Raw genomic sequence first — 18,457 nt, forward strand, 5'->3', positions numbered from 1 at the left:
CCGTTTCAGGCCCTGCCGTCAAGTTCTTACCCGGGAGCAAGCCCGGGAAACTGGTCGTCAGGTAAACAAGGCGTATCGGCCTACTCGGCGGCCTGAAGTTCGGGCTTTGCGGGGACTCTTGCCAGGCGTTCGAGCAGCCGCGAGCGTTCTCCGGCGGCCTTTTCGGCGCTCGCCTGCCTGACATGGCCGTAACCGCGAATGAGCGCGGGCACCGAGGCCAGCGCGGCGGCAGCCTCGATCCGGCCCGGCGCCAGCGCCGCGGCGACAAGCGCAAGGTCGGCCTCGTACTGGGCAAGAAGCTGCCGCTCCATGCGCCTTTCCGCGCCATAGCCGAACGGGTCGAAAGCGGTGCCGCGCAGGCCTTTCATCGCCGCCAGCAGGCGGAACCCCTTCATCATCCACGGGCCGAAGCTCGATTTGCGCGGCTTTCCGTCATTGCCGCGCCGGCCCATGATCGGTGGCGCCAGGTGGAATTCGAGTTTTTCGTAGCTCTGGAACTGTTTTGACAGTTCGGCGGCGAAGGAGCCGTCGGTGTAGAGCCGCGCCACCTCGTATTCGTCCTTGAGCGCCATCAGCTTGAACAGGTTCCTTGCGGCAGCCTCGGTGACCGCGGTCGAACCGGGCACGGCCTTGGCTTCGGCCGCACGTAGCGTGGCGATCCTGTCTGCATAGCGCTTGCCATAGGCGGCGTTCTGATAGGCGCTCAGGAAGGCGACGCGGCGGGCAATGATGTCGTCCAAAGTCTCGGCGATCGCGCTGGCCGCCTTGCCCGGCTGGGCGATGAGACCGCGCACGAAATCGGGCTGGTGGGCGGCGCGGCGACCCCAGCGGAAGGCGGCGATGTTCATCGCCACGGCTTCGCCGTTGAGCTCGATCGCCTTCTCGACTGCCTCGGCTGACAGCGGCAGCCCGCCATGCTGGAAGGCAAAGCCGAGCATGAACATGTTGGCGCCGAGCGAGTTGCCGAACAAAGCGGTTGCGGTGCGGGTGGCATCGAAGAAGTGCGCCCTGTCGTCGCCCGCAGCCGTGCGGATGGCTTTCCTCAGACGTTCGACGGGCAGCGAGAAGTCAGCCGATCGCGCGAATTCGCCCGGCATGATCTCGGCGGTGTTGGCGAGGAAGATGGTGTGGCCCTCGCGCACCGCTGCCAGCACCTTCTGGGCGCCGGAGACGACGAGGTCGCAGCCCAGCACGAGATCGGCCTTGCCGGCCGAAACCCGGATTGCGTGGATATCGTCGGGCGTGCGCGCGATGCGCACATGGGTGAACACCGAGCCGCCCTTCTGGGCGAGCCCGGCCATGTCGATCATGCCGCAGCCCTTGTCCTCGAGATGAGCAGCCATGCCGAGCACGGCGCCGATGGTGACGACGCCGGTGCCGCCGACACCGTCGATGATTGCCGCCCAGCCTTGTTCGCCGAGCGGGAATTCGGCCGGCGCCGGCACGCCGTCGAGCGGATCGGATTTGCCGGCGGTGCCCTCGGCCTTCCTGATCCTGGCGCCATGTACGGTGACGAAGGATGGGCAGAAGCCATTGACGCAGGAGAAATCCTTGTTGCAGCTCGACTGGTCGATCCTGCGCTTGCGGCCGAATTCGGTCTCGACCGGCTGGATCGAGACGCAGTTGGACTGCACGCCGCAATCACCGCAGCCCTCGCAGACCAGTTCGTTGATGAACACGCGCTTGTCGGGATCGGGGAAGGTGCCGCGCTTGCGGCGGCGGCGCTTTTCGGCGGCGCAGGTCTGGTCGTAGAGCAGCACGGAGATGCCCTTGACCGCGCGCAATTCGCGCTGGACGAGATCGAGGTCGTCGCGGTGATGGATGGTGACGCCGGCCGGGAACTCGGCTTTGCCGGCATATTTGTCCGGCTCGTCGGTAACGACGGCGATCCGCTCGATGCCCTCGGCCCGCACCTGCCTGGCGATCATGTCGACGGTCAGGCCGCCTTCGTGCGGCTGGCCGCCGGTCATGGCGACGGCGTCGTTGTAGAGGATCTTGTAGGTGATGTTGGCGTCGGTCGACAGCGCGAAGCGGATCGCCAGCGCGCCGGAGTGGTTGTAGGTCCCGTCGCCGAGGTTCTGGAAGATATGGTCGCGCTTGGAGAACGGCGCCTGGCCGATCCATTGCGCGCCCTCGCCACCCATGGCGGTGAAGCCGACAGTGTTGCGGTCCATCCACAGCGCCATGAAGTGGCAGCCGATGCCGGCGGCGGCCAGCGAGCCGTCTGGCACCTTGGTCGAGGAATTGTGCGGGCAGCCGGAACAGAAGAACGGCGTGCGCGAGGCGATGTCCGACGTGTCGGCGAGCATCGCCTGGAACTGGCGCAATTTCGCCACCCGCGCGGCGATCTCTTCCGACGGACCGATCGTGCGCAGGATCCGCTCGCCGAGCGCAATCGCGATCTCGTTGGGATCGAGCGCGCCCTTGGCCGGGAACAGCCAGTCGCCGCGCTCGTCCTTCTTGCCGACGATGACCGGCTGGGTGGCGGTGCCGTAGAGGTTTTCGCGCAGCTGCACCTCGATCAGCGAGCGCTTCTCCTCGACGACGACGATGGTGTCGAGGCCGCGGGCAAACTCGGCGATATGCTCCAGGTCGATCGGCCATGGGCAGCCGACCTTGAACAGCCTGATGCCGATGCGGTTGGCCGCCGCCTCGTCGATGCCGATATCCTCCAGCGCCTGGCGGACGTCGAGATAGCTCTTGCCGATGGTGATGACGCCAAGCTTTGGCTTGCGGCCGCCTGAATAGACGATCCGGTTCAGCCCGTTGGCGTGGATGAAGGCGGACGCAGCAGTGCGCTTGTATTCGTGCAGCCGCTCTTCCTGGCCGAGCATGTCGATCTCGTGGCGGATGTTGAGGCCGCCGGGCGGCATCTCGAACTCCGGCACGACGATGTTCAGCCGCTCTAGCGAGGCGTCGACGGAAGCCGTCGATTCGATATTGTCCTTGACGCATTTGATCGCCGCCCATGTGCCGGCGAAGCGTGACATGGCAAAGCCGTAGAGCCCGTAATCGATGATCTCCTGGACGCCGGCCGGATTGAGGATCGGCACCATGGTGTCGACGAACAGGAACTCGGTGGCATGCGCGTTGGTCGAGGATTCGGCCATGTGGTCGTCGCCCATCAGGGCAAGCACGCCCCCATGTTTCGAGGAGCCGGCGAGGTTGGCGTGGCGGAACACGTCGCCGGAGCGGTCGACGCCCGGCCCCTTGCCGTACCAGACCGAAAACACGCCGTCATGCGTGCCTTCGCCCAGGAGTTCGGCCTGCTGCGTGCCCCAGCAGGCGGTGGCGGCAAGCTCTTCGTTGAGGCCGGGCTGGAAGACGATGTCGGATTGGGCGAGCTGCTTCTTGGCCTTCCACAGCTGCATGTCCAGGCCGCCGAGCGGCGAGCCGCGATAGCCCGAGACGAAGCCGGCTGTGTTGAGGCCGGCGCGCCGGTCGCGCTCGCGCTGCATCAACAGCATGCGGATGACGGCCTGCGCGCCGGAGAGGAAGATGCGCTCCTTTCCAAGATCGAACTTGTCGTCGAGCGCGACGTCGTGCAGCGTCATCAGGCATTTCCTCTGCGGTGGCCGCGCAGGAGCACGCAGCCAACGTAGGAGTCGGATGCCGCAGTCTTTCTCCCCTTTGGAGGGGAGGTCAAACAAAATCGGAGGTGCCAGGCAGCGCGCAACGAACGATCCGGCGTGCACGCTTGAGCGTATGAAAATTGCGCCGTGGCGGTCCGCGAAGAAAGTTCCGGCGGCCGATCCGCTGCTGGCGTGTCAGGCCTTCGAGCAATCCGGCTTCGGCTCGCCCGGCAGCTTGCCGTCGACATGGCCGACCATGTCCTTGTTGAGCTCGTAGACCGGGCCGACCACCAGGGGACGGTCGGGCAGGATCGACTGATCCAGCGACGAGGTCAGCGTCGTCTCGAAGCTCTGCAGAAGCGTGCCGCTGGAATCTTCGATGCGGATCGACACCGCATAGGGCTTGTCCTTGACCACGCAGGTCAGCGGCGGGCTGGTCAGCGTTATATACGGCAGCTTCGGCCAGATCTTCTGGTTGACGATGATCGGATCGCCACCGGCCGGGTTCTGGAAACTGACCACGGCAACCTGTCCTTCGCCCATCGGCCGCAGCGGGTTCAGCGTGATGACATAGGTGGCGATGCCCAGCCGGTAGTTGAACTCGAACAACTTGCCGGAAATGGCGAACAACTGCTCCTTGCCGGAGTCGCGGCAGGCGCCAAGCACTGCTGCCGCCAGCAAGGCGGCGCCGAGAACCATCGAACGCGGATATGTCCTAGACATTGGTGACCTCCCTGGCCGCCGTGCGGCGGCGATAGTAGCGGTTTGCCTTCTGGCGGTTGCCGCAGACCGCCATGTCGCACCAGAGCCGGCTGGAGTTGCGGCTGCGGTCGACGAACAGCCAACTGCAGTTGGGACAGATCCTGAGCCTGGCGACGGTGTCGTCGCGCAGCAGCGACAACGCCGAGACGGCAAGTGCTGCCTCGAAAGCGATCGGCGTCGCAGGATCGCCGAACGGTCGGCCGGAGGCGCCGATTTCGGTCCGGCTGCCGGCCAGGCCGTCGGCGCAGGCTTGCAGGAACCCGGGCAGATCGCCGGTGGCCAGAGCGCCTTTCGACACCGCATGACGAAACAGGCGGTCGGTTGTCTCACGGATCGACAGCACGACCGGTGCGATTTCCACCGGGGATGGCGCCTCCAGGCGACGCCCACCAAGCTCCGTGGCGCGAAAACCGCTTGCCGCGTCGGCAAAGCGGGCGATCTCGGCCGGATTGTCGAAGCGGTCGAAGGTCTTTTCCGGATCGAACCGCAAAACGACCGTGTTGGCCGCGTCGAGCGCGAGGATGCCGCCGGTGAAGCGACGCGGAGTCCAGGAGACTGTCATGCCGAGAATCTAACCGATAAATCGCATTTGACAAGTTAGATTCCGAATGCAAACGTCCCTTTGGGGATGTGGGTCCGCCACCGTCACCCAAGGGTGCTGCATGCTGTATTTCTTCCAGCAGGTTCTCAACGGGCTGCATTCGGGCGCGCTCTATGCCTTGCTCGCCTTCGGCTATGTGCTGACCAACGGGCTGCTGCACCGGACCAACCTCGCCTATGGCGCCATGTTCGCCTTTTGCGGGCACGCGATGATCCTCGCGGCTGCTTTCGGCTACCAGGCGCTGTGGCTGACGCTCTACGCAGCGGTCGCGCTCGGCATCGTTGCGGCGCTCCTCTACGCGGCGCTGATCAGCCATGTCTTGTCGCGCAGCGTCTTCGAACCCTTGGCCGACCGCTCGCCGAACGCGATCGTCGTGACGACGCTGGGCATCTTGCTGGTGCTGTCGGAGGCCAGCCGCATCGCCGCCGACACCCATGATCTCTGGCTGCCGCCGATGCTGGCCCAGCCGGTGATCTTTGCTGAGAACGCCGGCTTCAAGGCGACGCTGACACTGATCCAGCTGCTCGACTGCGCAGCCGTGATAGGCGTGCTGGCGCTGGCCGCCTGGGCATTCGCCCGCTCGAGCTTCGGCCGCTCCTGGCGGGCGGTGTCGGACGATCCCAGAGCGGCGGCGATGTGCGGCGTAAACGTGCGCGCGGTGTTTCGGCTGGCGGTGCTGTTCGGCGGTCTGTGCGCTGCGCTGGCCGGCATCCTTGCCGGCATCTACTACGGCAACATCAGCTTCGGCACCGGCCTGGTCTACGGGCTGAAGATCCTGTTCGTGACGGCGGTCGGCGGTTATCTCTCGCCGCTCAAGGCAGCGCTTGGCGCGGCCGCCTTCGGCATGGCCGAATCGCTGTGGGCCGGCTATTTCCCGCTCGAATGGCGCGATGCCTGGATGTACCTCTTCCTCGTCGCCATGCTGGTGCTGATCGGCGCCGGCCGCGATCAGCAGAAGATCGCCTGAGCCGAGTCTGCGACTTTGGTCGGATGCCGCCTGGTGAGTTGGCGGTTTTGCACCGCTCACCACCTCACAACAGCGTTTAGCCTGCCCATGCCGTGTTGACCAGCCCGGCCACGCACGGCATACCGTTAGGCCACAATGGCGCGGCGGAAAATAAGGGGAGCCGGCGCGCCTCCGACATCAGGGAGGAATGCATGGCAGGGCTTCTCGCTCTATCCAGAACGATCGACCGTGTGAACGAGTTCATCGGCAAATGGGTATCGTGGCTGATCCTGCTGGCAATCCTGGTCAGCGCCGGCAACGCCGTCATCCGCAAGGCGTTCGACATATCGTCGAACGCCTGGCTGGAGCTGCAGTGGTACCTGTTCGGCGCTGCCTTCATGCTGGCGGCCGCCTATACGCTGAAGCAGAACGACCATATCCGCATCGACATCGTCTACGGCATGTTCTCGCGCCGCGTGCAGCACTGGATCGACCTGCTCGGCCACCTCCTGTTCCTGATGCCGTTCGTGACGCTGATGGTGATCTATTTCGTTCCCTATGTGTCGCTGTCGTTCCGCAGCGGCGAAATGTCGAACAATTCCGGCGGCCTGATCATCTGGCCGGCAAAAGCCATCCTGCTGGCCGGCTTCTTCCTGCTGGCGCTGCAAGGCATCTCCGAGATCATCAAGAAGATCGCCATCATGCGCGGCGACATGGACGATCCCAATCCATTCATATCGGCGCATGAACAGGCAGAACTCGAGGCCAAGGCACTCGCCGAAGAAGCCAAGGCGCTTGCCCAGGAGGTGCGCCCATGATCGAGTTCATCGCCCAGAACATGGCGCCGATCATGTTCGCCTCGCTGGTCATCTTCCTTTTGATCGGCTATCCAGTCGCTTTCTCGCTCGCAGCCAACGGCCTGATGTTCTTCTTCATCGGCGTCGTGCTGTCGCCTTATTCGGGCGGGTCGATCAACCTCGCCTGGCCGCTGCTGCACGCGCTGCCCGACAATTTCTACGGCAGCCGGGTGATGTCCAACGACACGCTGCTGGCGATCCCTTTCTTCACCTTCATGGGCATAGTGCTCGAACGATCCGGCATGGCCGAGGACCTGCTCGACACGATCGGCCAGCTGTTCGGGCCGATCCGTGGCGGCCTTGCCTATGCGGTGATTTTCGTCGGCGCGCTGCTGGCAGCCACGACGGGCGTGGTGGCGGCGTCCGTCATCGCCATGGGCCTGATCTCGCTGCCGATCATGCTGCGCTACGGCTATGACCGGCGGCTGGCATCAGGCGTCATCGCTGCTTCCGGCACGCTCGCCCAGATCATCCCGCCCTCACTGGTGCTGATCGTGCTGGCCGACCAGCTCGGCCGCTCCGTCGGCGACATGTATGCTGGCGCGCTGATCCCCGGCCTCGTGCTGACCGGCATCTACATGGCCTACATCCTGCTCATGTCGATCATCCGGCCGAATTCCATGCCGGCGCTGCCGCTGGAGGCCCGTACGCTCGGCCATGGCGTGCTGTCGCTGCTCGCGGCACTGCTAGTCGCAGTCGCGGCTTCCTATGCGGCCTACCGCTATCTTGCGCCAACACATGGCGACAATGCCGACATTCTCGGCGCCAGCGTTGGTGTGCTCTTCATCTACATCGTCGCGATTGCCGACCAGCGGCTGAACTTCAACATGATGTCCAGGCTGGCGCAGCAGGTGATCATCGTTCTGATCCCGCCGCTGGCGCTGATCTTCCTGGTGCTAGGCACCATCTTCCTCGGCATCGCCACCCCGACCGAGGGCGGCGCCATGGGCTCCGTCGGCGCATTGATCATGGCGGCGGCAAAGGGGCGGCTGTCGCTCGACGTGATCAAGCAGGCGCTGGCCTCGACGACCAGGCTGTCGTCCTTCGTGCTGTTCATCCTGATCGGCGCGCGCGTGTTCTCGCTGACCTTCTACGGCGTCAACGGTCACATCTGGGTCGAGCATCTGCTGACGTCGCTGCCGGGCGGCGAGGTCGGCTTCCTCATCGGCGTCAACATCCTGGTCTTCCTGCTCGCCTTCTTCCTCGATTTCTTCGAGCTCGCCTTCATCATCGTGCCGCTACTGGCGCCGGCCGCCGACAAGCTCGGCATCGACCTGATCTGGTTCGGCGTGCTGCTCGGCGTCAACATGCAGACCTCCTTCATGCACCCGCCCTTCGGCTTCGCGCTGTTCTACTTGCGCTCGGTCGCCGCGCGCGTGCCCTATCTCGACCGCCTCACCGGCAAGCAGATCGCGCCTGTCACCACCGGCCAGATCTACTGGGGCGCGGTACCCTTCGTCTGCATCCAGGTGATCATGATCGGGCTGACCATCACCTTCCCGCAAATGGTGATGCACTACAAGGGCGCGACGGTGGATCCCGGTACGATCGACATTCAGCTGCCGGACATGCCTGGCCTGTCACCGCTGGGCACGGCGCCGGCGGATGGCGGTGCGCCGGCCAATGGCGGCGCTGCACCGGCAGCACCTACCAACGACCTGTCGCAACCACCGAACTTCGGCGATGCTCCGCCCGCCAAGCCGGCGGCGCCGGCAACTGACCTCTCGCAGCCGCCGAACTTCAACTGATGTTGGAGCGCCGACAGCGATGAAAGCGGTCCGCCTGGAGGCAGTGGGCAGTATCGCGCTGCGCGAGGTCGGCAAGCCGTCAGCCGGGCCGGACGACTTGCTGGTGCGCATAGAGGCCTGCGGCGTCTGTGGCACCGACCGGCATCTGTTCCACGGCGAGTTCCCCTGCAAGCCGCCGGTGACACCGGGGCATGAATTTTCCGGCATCGTCGAAGCGGTTGGGGCGGCCGTACTGGGCTTTTCCGTCGGCGACCGGGTCACCGGCGATCCCAATATCGCCTGTGGCCGCTGCAAGCATTGTCACGCCGGCCGGGTCAATCTCTGCAGCAATCTCAGCGCTATCGGCATCCACCGTGACGGCGGCTTTGCCGACTATGTCGTGCTGCCGCAAAAGCAGGCGTTTCTTCTCCCGGCTGATCTCAAGCCGACGCATGGTGCCTTCTGCGAGCCGCTTGCCTGCTGCCTGCACGGCGTCGATCTGGCCGCAATCAAGCCGGGCGCTTCGGTCGTGGTGCTCGGCGGCGGTGTGATCGGTCTGCTCACCGTGCAACTGGCGAAGCTCGCGGGGGCAACGACCATCATCCTGTCGACGCGCCAGGCTTCGCGGCGCTCCCTTGCCGAGGATATCGGCGCCACAGCAACGGTCGATCCGGGTGCGGTCGACGTCATCGATGCCGTTGCCGGATCGGCGGGGCTAGTCCCCGGCGGCGTCGACGTGGTGTTCGAATGCGCCGGCGTGCGCGACACCGTCGAGCAATCGTTGCGGCTGGCCAGAGCCGGCGGCACGGTCATCATCGTCGGCGTGGTGCCACAAGGCATGAAGGGGGCGTTCGAGCCCTTCGACCTGTTGTTCCGCGAGCTGAAGGTGCTGGGCTCTTTCCTCAATCCCTATACCCACGGCCGCGCGGCCCAACTCATCGCCTCGGGTGCGATCGAGATCGACAGGCTGATCTCCAGGCAGGTCACTCTCGAAGAAGCGCCGGCGGTAATCGCCAACCCGCCGGCTCCGGGAGAGGTCAAGGTGCTGGTAGTGCCGCGCAGCAGTTGAAATGCCCGGCCAGGAGGATACCGGTCGAGGCCAACACTGCTTTGGCTGAAAGAAAAACCCCGGGCGAAGGAGCCCGGGGTCTTTCTTGAGCAGGAAAGTCGAAGCGCCTACAGCTTGCCGTTGCGCTGCTGGACCATCATGAAGGTGTCGTAATTGTATTCGGCCACCTGGGCCCAGAGATAGTGCTCCTTGCGGAACGCCTTGATCGAATCCCAGATCTTCTTGAACGGCGCGTTCGAGGCTTCCATTTCGGCATAGACCTCGTTCGCCTTTTCGAAGCAGGCGGCCATGATCTCCTGGCTGAACGGCTTCAGCTTGGCGCCGCCGGCCACCAGACGCTTCACCGCCGCCGGATTGAGAGAGTCGTATTTCTGCAGCATGTTGGCGTCGGCCGCCTGGGCGGCGGTGTGCACCAGCGACTTGTAGGCGGGCGAAAGCTCTTCATATTTCGCCTTGTTGAACATCAAATGGACCGTCGGTCCGCCTTCCCACCAGCCGGGGTAGTAGTAATAGGGCGCGACCTTGTAGAAGCCGAGCTTCTCGTCGTCATAGGGGCCGACCCATTCGGCGGCGTCGATGGTGCCCTTTTCCAGCGCTGGATAGATGTCGCCGCCGGCGATCTGCTGTGGCACGACGCCTAGCTTGGCGACCACCTTGCCGGCAAAGCCGCCGATGCGCATCTTGAGGCCGGAAAGGTCGGCGACCGTGCTGATCTCCTTGCGGAACCAGCCGCCCATCTGCACGCCGGTGTTGCCGCCCGGCAGGCCGAACAGCCCCTCCGTGGCAAGGAACTCGTTGAACAGGTCGATGCCGCCGCCATGATAGTGCCAGGCATTGATACCGCGCGCGTTGAGCGAGAACGGCACCGCCGCGCCCAGCGCCCAGGTCGGGTCCTTGCCCCAGTAATAATATGCCACCGTGTGGCAGGCCTCGACGGTACCGGCGGTGGTGGCGTCGGCGGCCTGCAGACCGGGGACGAGCTCGCCGGCTGCAAAAACCTGGACCTGGAAGTTGCCGTCGGTCGCTTCCGACAGCATCTTGGAGAAGACCTCGGCGCCGCCATAGATCGTATCCAGCGACTTCGGGAAGGACGAAGCCAGCCGCCACGTCACTTTCGGATTGGATTGGGCGATAGCGGGCGCGGCAAGCGTCGCGGCCGCCGCCGCGGCCCCCACACCGGTTACGCCAGCCTTGCGGATGAATGAACGACGATCCATGCAGTTCCTCCCTTTTGGATCAACAGGCCAATATTCGGGAACATCCTCGATATCCCGGCTCGGCCTGGGGCGAAACAATACACAGGCAAAAGGTCGAGTCCAGCACGGCAGCCGGTTTTGACGACGGCGCTTTCGCGGAATTCGCAGCATCGGCGCACGGCCTGCAACTATAGTCTAATGCCAATTCCCGACCTGATTCCGTGGCCCATACGACGCGATGAAACTTGTCATGGAAAAGTGCCTTCGGATCGCCTATTTTGTAGGCAGAATAGTTCCTTAGCTCCCAATGGATACCGGACCCAAAATGCAGCAGCCGCTCGTCGCCATCTCGACCGACGTCCGCCGGTTCGACAACTACACCTGGCACGCCGCCCCGCAGCAATATCTGGAGGCGGCGATTTCGGGCGCCGGCGTCTTCCCGGTGCTGGTGCCGTCCTTCGGCGATCGGCTCGACTTCGATGAATTGCTGTCGTCGGTCGACGGCGTCATGGTCACCGGCTCGAAATCGAACGTGCATCCCTCGCTCTATGGCGGCGACGCCAGCGAAAAGAACGGTCCTTACGATCCGGCGCGCGACGCCACGACGCTGCCGCTGATCCGCCGGGCGGTGGAGCGCGGCGTGCCGCTGCTCGCCATCTGCCGTGGCATCCAGGAAATGAACGTGGCGCTGGGCGGCACTTTAGCCACCGAGATCCAGGAACGCGACGGCACGTTCGACCACCGCGCGCCGGTGAGCGACAATCAGGACGAGCGCTTCGCCATCCACCAGAACGTGACAATCAAGCCCGGCAGTTGCCTGGCAGGCGTGTTCGGCGCCGGCGAGATCATAGTCAACTCCGTGCACCGCCAGGCGGTAGACCAGCTCGGTCCGAAGCTGCAGATCGAGGCAGTCGCCGACGATGGCACGGTCGAGGCGGTCTCCGTGCGAGACTCACGCGCCTTCGCCGTCGGCGTGCAATGGCACCCTGAATATTGGGTCAAGTCGGACAGCAACTCGGCCAAGATATTCCGCGCCTTCGGCGACGCCGTGCGCCTGCACGCGGCGGCGAAGTCCGGCGCGCGCGCCGCGGCGGAATAATCCCGATTATCAGTTGCCGGCAGCTGAATGTTCTCGGTTGTCGGCTGCCGCCAGCGACAGCAGCGGCAACGCCGGCGCGTAGGATTCGTAGCCGTCGCCATCGGCAACGGCGAAGGTGACGATCGGATCGGTGCCGTTGGCGCTGAAGGCAACCGTGCCGTCTTCCTGCTCGCGCCAGAATTTCGCGCGCTCGATGCCCGGCAAAAGCCGGCGGCAGGTTGAGGCGATCGTCAACAACGACAGACCCTCCGAGACTTCAGCACCGCGTTTCACTGCGCAGGCCGCCTCGTCGCCATTGGCCGCCAGCCGGTAGGTGCTGGATGGCTGAGCTTCCCTGGCGACACTTGCGCCACTGCTGCCGTGGAATAGCTGAATGCCGCCGGCCAGTGCGGCAACCGCAATCAATGCTGAAAGCGTCTTCACTCTGTTTCTCCGCACGTTCGAAGGCGCGGCAGCGCGCTTCAAAGCCTTGCCCTGATGCATGAGCCCAAAACCCTTCGCGGTTTCTGGAAATATGCATAACGAAGTATGCAGAATGATTTCAAAGCGTTAAGCCGACGTTAATAAGTGCGGCGGCCTGCAGTTCAGCTGCGCGGCTTGACCTGCACCGTCTCCGACACGGGGGTCAGCGGCCGGCGCTCGGCGAACCAGGACACCAGATTGTCGACGCATAGGTCCGCCATGCCCCGGCGGGTATGCTCCGAAGCCGAGCCGACATGCGGCAGCAGCGACGTGTTGGGGGCGGCCAGCAGTGCCTGCGGCACGTTTGGTTCGTCGGCAAAGACATCGAGCCCGGCGGCGGCGATGGTGCCGCTGGCAAGCGCTGCGGCAAGGGCAGCCTCGTCGACCGTGCTGCCGCGGCCGATGTTGACGAAGACGCCGTTCGGCCCGAGCGCCGACAGGATTTCGGTATTGACGGCCTTTTCCGTCGAAGTGCCGCCCGGCGCGACCGAGATCAGTGTGTCGACCGCTTCGGCAAGCCCCTTCAGCGTCGGATGATATTGATAGGCCAGGCCCTCGACCTGGCGGCGGTTGTGATAGGCGACCGGCAGGCCGAAGGCTTCCAGCCGCCGGGCAATGGCCAGCCCGATGCGGCCCATGCCGAAGATACCGACGCTGCGGCCGCGCAAGGTAAGCCGGCTCAGGCGATAGGCGCCGTTCTTCACCCAGCTGCCGTCGCGGAGCCATTTCTCGGCGGTATACATTTCGCGCACGGTGTTGATCAAAAGGCCGATCGCCGTGTCGGCGACCTCCTCGGTCAGCACGTCGGGCGTATTGGTGACCATGATGCCGCTTTGCGCGGCGTGGCTGGCGTCGACCGAATCGTAGCCGACGCCGAAATTGGCGATGATCTCGAGATTGGGCAACGCGTCCATCAAGGCGGCATTTATCCCGCCGAACGAAGCGATGCCGCGCACCGTGCGCCGCATCTCCTCGGTGACAAGAGCCGGGTCGGCCTGTTCGATCGTCACCCGCTGGAATGCCTGGTCGATACGGCCGATGGCATGCTCGTTGAAATGGCCGGGCACCAGGATGGCGACCGGCTCTCCAAGTTCAGGCTTTGTCATGCACGCTCCACCGGCTTGCCGGTCGACTGACGCACATGCAGTTCCGGCTTGATTAGTTCCTGCGACGGCCGCACCGTCTGTCCGTTCAGCTTGTCCAGCAGGGCGCTCGCGGCGCGACGGCCGACCTCGCGCTGGCCGTTCCAGACCGTGGTCAGTGCCGGCGTTGCGATCGCAGCCTCCTCGAGATCGTCATATCCGGTGACGGAAATGTCGACGCCCGGCACCAGGCCAGCGCGCGCGATGCCGTTCATCAGCCCGATGGCGACGAGATCATTCCAGCAGCAGGCGGCGGTTGGCTTGTCTTTCAGCGCCAAAAACTGTCCAGCGGCCTCGAAGCCGGCCTGCTTGGTGCGCGGACCGGCGATGCGCCAGGACGGCCTGACCTCGAGCCCCGCCGCTTCCATGGCGTTGACATAGCCCTGGTAGCGGTCGCGGCCGGTCGAAGTCTGGTCGGTGCCGCCGATCATGGCGATGCGCTTGTGGCCGAGCGAGATCAGGTGGTTGGTGGCGAGCCCAGTGCCATAGGCATCGTCGCCGCGGAAGACTGGTACGTCGGCCCCGGCGACAGAGCGCGCGATCAGCACCGCCGGCAGGCCGTTTTCCTCGGCCATGATGATGTCTTCGGCAGGTGTGCCGATGGCCGGCGACATGATGACGCCGTCGGCGCCGAGCTGCAGCAGCGTGTCGATGAAGGTGCGCTGCTTCTCGAGCTGGTCGTAATGGTTCGAGAGGATGAAGGTCTGCCGGCTGCGGTCGAGTTCGCTTTCGATCGAGCGCAGGATCTCGGCGAAGAAGGGGTTCATGATGTCGTGCACCACGACGCCGACAATGCCCGAGCGCGAGGTGCGCAGGCTGGCGGCGCGGCGGTTGTAGATATAGCCGATGGCGCGGGCATGTTCCTTGATGCGGTCGCGGGTGCTGCCGGCGACCAGCGGGCTGTCGCGCAGCGCAAGCGATACCGTGGCCGTGGACACGCCAAGGGCATCCGCGATCGTCGAAAGCTTGATCTTCTGTGCCAGCGCCTTGCGCTCCCCGAAGCGATTTAAACTGTTTAAAGGCGGCTCTTATGCCATCGATCGGGAGCAAATCAAAGTTTTTTTGCCAGCGTTTCCGCCTCCGCGTCCAGCGCCGCGTGATTGCGCAGGCGAAGCCGGTGTTCGCGATGAATGATGTAAAGGCCGCTGGCGACGATGATGGCCGCACCCACAAGCGTCCAGCGGTCGGGAAACTGGTGGAAGATGATCCAGCCGGACAGGATCATCCACACCATCTGCGAATAGGGGTAAGGGGCGAGTGCCGTGGTCGTCGCCAGACGATAGGCCTGCACCAGCAGCCAATGACCGGTGGCGCCGAACACGCCGAGCATCAAGAGGATGAACCAGTGCCAGCCGTCCTGCGGCAGCGACAGCGAGAACGGCAGTGTGGGCAGGAGCAGCACCGCCGGCGCCAGCGCCGAAAACAGGATGAGGCTCTCCGAGCTTTCGCTCGCCGACATGCGGCGGGTCATGATGACATAGAAAGAGTTCGACAGCATCGAGCCGAGCGCAAACAGGTGGCCGACGCCGAAAACGCCGACGCCCGGCCGGGTGATGATCAGCACGCCGACGAAGCCTGTCAGGATCGCCAGCCAGCGGCGCCAGCCAGCCCATTCGCCGAGCAGCGGGCCGGCAAGGGCGGTGATCACCATCGGACCGAAGAAGTAGATCGAGGTGGTCTCGGCCAGTTGCAGGGTTCTGAGCGCCATGATGTTGAACATGGTCGAGCCGAACAGCAGGACGCCGCGCAGGATGTGGGCCGGCAAATTGTTGGCGCGGAACCGCGACGGCTCTTGCCAGCCACGCAGAAAGATGCCGACCAGCAGCACGTGGACGACGAAGCGGGCCCAGGCGACGATCAGCGCCGAGATGCCGGCCAGCACGAGATACTTGCTGCTGGTGTCGAGAAAGGTGAAGCAGACATAGGTGGAAAGCATGAACAGCATCGCCGCAGGCGGCGTTGCGCTTTCGTCTGGTTTTCTGGGAACGCTCAATTTCGGGCCGGAAGGAAAGGTAGATAGGTCACCTTTGCGGCAATCGCCGCCTGCCGGCAAGCCAAAAGCGACTGGCACAACAAGCGCTGTCGACAGGCTCAGAGCGCGGCTGGAACCACCGTCGGCAAAGCGCTTGATCCACTCGATCCTGCTTCAGGCGTGCATGCGGGCGCCCTTGGTGATCTTGTCGACCAGCTTCTTCTCGGCGCGCAGCGCGATCCCGACGACCTTGGCGTCATCTGGGGCGAATTCGGCGAAGACGGCGCGGTTGGCGGCGTCAAAGCCGGTCGAGAACATCTCCTCGACATAGAGCGACGTCGTCACGCCGCGCTCCAGCGCGCGCCGGTGGATCGCGCCGAGCGTCGCGCCGTCGGCCGAAAGCACGATGACCGGCTGGATCGACAGCGGATTGTAGATGTTGCCGGCGCGGTCGCGATAGGGTTGGCCGATGATATCGGCAAATTGCGCGACGATGCCGCTGGTCAGGAAGGCGGTGACGTTGAGCTTCTGCCAGACGGGAAGATCTTGCCTGAGCACGATTGCAAATTTTGTATCGAACATGAGACAGTCGCCAGTTCCAGAGTGTTGTTGAAGCGATGACGCACGATCTAGGCCGGCAGGCCCTCCAGGGTCTTGAACGTTTGTGCTGGGATACTGCCGAGGACGGCATCGTCTCGGCGCCGGGCACGGCCGGCATCGAGCGCATCGAGGCGCGGTTTCATGGCAACGCCTTCGATCTCCACCGCCACGATACCTACGCGATTGGGGTGACGCTGCACGGCGTACAGAGCTTCCGCTATCGCGGCGCGGCGCATCACAGCCTGCCCGGCCAGATCATCATCCTGCATCCCGACGAATTGCACGACGGCGGCGCCGGTACCGAGGAAGGCTTGCATTACCGGATACTCTATCTGGAGCCGTCGCTGCTGCTCGACTGCCTGGGCGGCGCGCCATTGCCTTTCGTCGAGGATGCCGTGGTGAGCGATCCGGCTTTACGTGGCACGCTGCTTTCCGCACTGGTGCCGCTCGATGAGGAGCTGGACGAACTGTTTGTTGCCGATTTCATTGCGCAGCTGGTGCAGAATCTGGGACGCCATGCCGGGCAGCCGGCAAAGCGGATGGAAAAGACGGCGTGGCGCGCCGCAGCACTGGCGCGCGACTATCTGGAAGAGAATGCCGAGCGGGCGGTGCGGTCCAGTGAACTGGAAGCCGTCACCGGTCTCGACCGCTATGCGCTTTCGCGCCATTTCCGCGCGACCTATTCCACGAGCCCGCACCGTTTCCTTTTGATGCGCCGGCTGCAGCGGGCACGGCGCATGATCGAGGCAGGAGAGGCGCTGGCCGAGATCGCCATTGCCGCCGGCTTCAGCGACCAGAGCCATTTCAACCGTCATTTCAAGAAGGCGTTCGGCCTGACGCCGGGACGCTGGTCGGCGCTTGTGCGCGGGCCATCGACGGCGGCGGCGTAGGTATCGAAGACGTTGATAGAGGAGGCTGGACGACGCGGAATGCGTTGCCTACCGGACGACGCGGAATGCTTCGCCGGTTAGTCGTCGAGTTCGGCGTCGTCGTCGATCAGCACCAGCTCCTCGTTCGAAAGGTTTGCTTCGATACGGGCGAGCAGCTTGAACAGCGCCTTCTGGTCCTTCTTGTCGAGGCCCTTCAGCGCCTGCTTCTCGGTCTTCTTCACCGATTTCTCGATGGCGTGGATGATCTCGCGGCCGGTGTCGGTGAGGAAGATATGCGCTTGACGGGCATCGTTCACCGAAGCGCGCTTTTCCAGGAAACCCTGCGCCTGCAGCCGGTTGATGGTCTTGGTGATGGTCGGCGGGCGCACGCCGAGGCGGCCGGCGAGGGTGCCCGGTGTCTGGCCGTCCTCGCGGTCGAGCGACAGCATGATCTGGTCCTGTCCGGCATAGAAGCCGTGCGCCAGAAGCCGCGCGGCAAGTGCCGTACGGGCCAGCCGCGCCGCCGAATGCAGCCGGCTCATTGTTGCAGTTTTGTCCGCCTTGGCCATGGTCATCCCTCTTCGGCCGAACCGGTACCGGCAGCATAGACGCAGCCGCCCGGTTGGCAATCGACGATCAAAAAGAATCCGGCTTGCGAAAACAGCTTTGCCGGCAAGCATTGCGATGTCCGCCGTGGTGAATGCCAGATGTTTATTTCAGTTAGATGACAAACGACTTTTTGGGTCGGAGGACTTTTCCCGTGGGCATGGGAGGAGCCCGAAACCGAACTCAGCCGGCCTTCACAGCGACGACCAGCAAGGCCTGATAGGCATCCGCCGCCTCGCGCAAGGCGGCCTGCGACAAGGGTCCGGCCCGTTGCGCTATGCCGTCACGCGCATTCGAGGTGTCGCGTTTGCCGGTACGGTCGTTGTAGGGCGAGACGGTCGCAAAGATCTGATCGCTCAAGCCGTCGGGGAAGAACAATTGGCCGGTCATCACCGACCGTTCGTCGGGGAAGACCTTGAAGTGGATATGGGTGGTGCGGCCGCGATACCAGCCGGGGTAGATGGTGGCGAAGGAGACGATGCCGCTTGCGTCCGTCTTCTGCCAGCCGCGCAGGAATGTCTGGCCGGAGGTATCGACATCCTGGCCGTCGCCCTGTCCCGGGTAGCCGGAATAGTGCCCTTGCGCGTCGCAATGCCAGATATCGACGCGGGCACCGGCAAGCGGTTGGCAGGCGGCATCGACGATCTGCAGCCGCACATTAAGACCGACGCCCTTTTTGCCTTCGGTGACATCGGCACGCTCGAGTTTCGGGTCGAAATAGAAAGGCCCCTCCGTCACCTCAGGCGTGATGGTGCAGACGCCGGCGCCGGCCTCGAACAGGGCAAGCCCGGCATAGGGCGAAGCCTGCGCGGCCCTTGCGGCAGCCGGCAGGAAGGCGCCGCCGCCGGCTGTCACGGCGATGAGGCCGAGCGCCTGACGCCTGTTCAATGGCATTTTGGGCGGTTTGTTGGACATCTGGCCCCTCTCGCGCCGGCCTGTTTGGCCCAGTGGTTTGCCTCGTGCAAAAGCATAGCGCA

General features: G+C 64.4%; 17 protein-coding genes. 6 read left to right on the forward strand and 11 right to left on the reverse strand.

Going from position 1 to position 18,457, the window contains the following annotated elements:
- Nucleotides 1-80: 80 nt before the first annotated feature.
- From ACSQ3Z_RS05545 to ACSQ3Z_RS05555, 3 genes are all read right to left on the reverse strand, one after another.
- Nucleotides 81-3,554 (reverse strand): indolepyruvate ferredoxin oxidoreductase family protein, encoded by a 3,474-nt coding sequence (locus ACSQ3Z_RS05545; protein WP_436170340.1) that lies wholly within the window; start codon nt 3,552-3,554, stop codon nt 81-83.
- Nucleotides 3,555-3,767: 213 nt separating this feature from the next.
- On the reverse strand, nt 3,768-4,295 hold the full coding sequence (locus tag ACSQ3Z_RS05550) for a hypothetical protein (RefSeq protein ID WP_436170341.1): 528 nt from the start codon (nt 4,293-4,295) through the stop codon (nt 3,768-3,770).
- Complete coding sequence (locus ACSQ3Z_RS05555; protein ID WP_436170342.1) at nt 4,288-4,896, reverse strand: CGNR zinc finger domain-containing protein; 609 nt, start codon at nt 4,894-4,896, stop codon at nt 4,288-4,290. The genes ACSQ3Z_RS05550 and ACSQ3Z_RS05555 overlap by 8 nt, the downstream gene beginning before the upstream one ends.
- A gap of 100 nt (nt 4,897-4,996) precedes the next feature.
- On the opposite strand from ACSQ3Z_RS05555, the gene ACSQ3Z_RS05560 reads away from it, so the two are divergent.
- The 4 genes from ACSQ3Z_RS05560 (at nt 4,997) to ACSQ3Z_RS05575 (ending at nt 9,534) form a co-directional block, all read left to right on the forward strand.
- The gene (locus ACSQ3Z_RS05560; protein ID WP_436170343.1) at nt 4,997-5,902 is read left to right on the forward strand and encodes a branched-chain amino acid ABC transporter permease; all 906 of its coding nucleotides are present in this window, start codon (nt 4,997-4,999) and stop codon (nt 5,900-5,902) included.
- 191 nt (nt 5,903-6,093) lie between these two features.
- Complete coding sequence (locus tag ACSQ3Z_RS05565) at nt 6,094-6,699, forward strand: TRAP transporter small permease subunit (protein WP_436170344.1); 606 nt, start codon at nt 6,094-6,096, stop codon at nt 6,697-6,699.
- Entirely contained in the window at nt 6,696-8,486 is a 1,791-nt protein-coding gene (locus ACSQ3Z_RS05570; protein ID WP_436170345.1) for a TRAP transporter large permease, read from the forward strand. Before ACSQ3Z_RS05565 ends, ACSQ3Z_RS05570 begins: the two co-directional genes overlap by 4 nt.
- 19 nt (nt 8,487-8,505) lie before the next feature.
- The gene (locus ACSQ3Z_RS05575; RefSeq protein WP_436170346.1) at nt 8,506-9,534 is read left to right on the forward strand and encodes a zinc-dependent alcohol dehydrogenase family protein; all 1,029 of its coding nucleotides are present in this window, start codon (nt 8,506-8,508) and stop codon (nt 9,532-9,534) included.
- A 107-nt stretch (nt 9,535-9,641) separates the two neighbouring features.
- On the opposite strand, the gene ACSQ3Z_RS05580 is transcribed toward ACSQ3Z_RS05575, so the two are convergent.
- Nucleotides 9,642-10,751 carry a TRAP transporter substrate-binding protein gene (locus ACSQ3Z_RS05580; protein WP_436170347.1) on the reverse strand — a complete coding sequence of 370 codons (1,110 nt, stop codon included), beginning with the start codon at nt 10,749-10,751 and terminating at the stop codon, nt 9,642-9,644.
- Nucleotides 10,752-11,055: 304 nt separating this feature from the next.
- Between ACSQ3Z_RS05580 and ACSQ3Z_RS05585 the strand changes: the two genes are divergently transcribed.
- Nucleotides 11,056-11,829 (forward strand): gamma-glutamyl-gamma-aminobutyrate hydrolase family protein, encoded by a 774-nt coding sequence (locus ACSQ3Z_RS05585; RefSeq protein ID WP_436170348.1) that lies wholly within the window; start codon nt 11,056-11,058, stop codon nt 11,827-11,829.
- Nucleotides 11,830-11,838: 9 nt separating this feature from the next.
- Here the strand turns inward: ACSQ3Z_RS05585 and ACSQ3Z_RS05590 are convergent, their stop codons facing one another.
- The 5 genes from ACSQ3Z_RS05590 to ACSQ3Z_RS05610 form a co-directional block, all read right to left on the reverse strand.
- Nucleotides 11,839-12,252 (reverse strand): hypothetical protein, encoded by a 414-nt coding sequence (locus ACSQ3Z_RS05590; RefSeq protein ID WP_436170349.1) that lies wholly within the window; start codon nt 12,250-12,252, stop codon nt 11,839-11,841.
- Nucleotides 12,253-12,413: 161 nt separating this feature from the next.
- Nucleotides 12,414-13,397 carry a 2-hydroxyacid dehydrogenase gene (locus ACSQ3Z_RS05595; protein ID WP_436170350.1) on the reverse strand — a complete coding sequence of 328 codons (984 nt, stop codon included), beginning with the start codon at nt 13,395-13,397 and terminating at the stop codon, nt 12,414-12,416.
- Complete coding sequence (locus ACSQ3Z_RS05600; RefSeq protein ID WP_120011830.1) at nt 13,394-14,416, reverse strand: LacI family DNA-binding transcriptional regulator; 1,023 nt, start codon at nt 14,414-14,416, stop codon at nt 13,394-13,396. Before ACSQ3Z_RS05600 ends, ACSQ3Z_RS05595 begins: the two co-directional genes overlap by 4 nt.
- A 68-nt stretch (nt 14,417-14,484) precedes the next feature.
- Nucleotides 14,485-15,369, reverse strand: a complete 885-nt coding sequence (locus tag ACSQ3Z_RS05605) for a DMT family transporter (RefSeq protein ID WP_436170351.1) — start codon at nt 15,367-15,369, stop codon at nt 14,485-14,487.
- 210 nt (nt 15,370-15,579) lie between these two features.
- The gene (locus ACSQ3Z_RS05610; protein WP_436170352.1) at nt 15,580-15,987 is read right to left on the reverse strand and encodes a DUF2000 family protein; all 408 of its coding nucleotides are present in this window, start codon (nt 15,985-15,987) and stop codon (nt 15,580-15,582) included.
- A 35-nt stretch (nt 15,988-16,022) separates the two neighbouring features.
- Here ACSQ3Z_RS05610 and ACSQ3Z_RS05615 point away from each other — a divergent pair, with 35 nt between their 5' ends.
- Nucleotides 16,023-16,895 carry an AraC family transcriptional regulator gene (locus tag ACSQ3Z_RS05615; protein ID WP_436170353.1) on the forward strand — a complete coding sequence of 291 codons (873 nt, stop codon included), beginning with the start codon at nt 16,023-16,025 and terminating at the stop codon, nt 16,893-16,895.
- Nucleotides 16,896-16,972: 77 nt separating this feature from the next.
- Here ACSQ3Z_RS05615 and ACSQ3Z_RS05620 read toward each other — a convergent pair whose 3' ends face one another.
- Nucleotides 16,973-17,443, reverse strand: coding sequence for a MarR family winged helix-turn-helix transcriptional regulator (locus tag ACSQ3Z_RS05620; RefSeq protein WP_436170354.1), 471 nt, complete (start codon nt 17,441-17,443; stop codon nt 16,973-16,975).
- 220 nt (nt 17,444-17,663) lie between these two features.
- On the reverse strand, nt 17,664-18,395 hold the full coding sequence (locus tag ACSQ3Z_RS05625) for an intradiol ring-cleavage dioxygenase (protein ID WP_436170355.1): 732 nt from the start codon (nt 18,393-18,395) through the stop codon (nt 17,664-17,666).
- Nucleotides 18,396-18,457: the final 62 nt, after the last annotated feature.

Origin of the sequence: Mesorhizobium sp. LjNodule214 (genome assembly GCF_964252735.1) — a bacterium.
Taxonomy (GTDB): domain Bacteria; phylum Pseudomonadota; class Alphaproteobacteria; order Rhizobiales; family Rhizobiaceae; genus Mesorhizobium.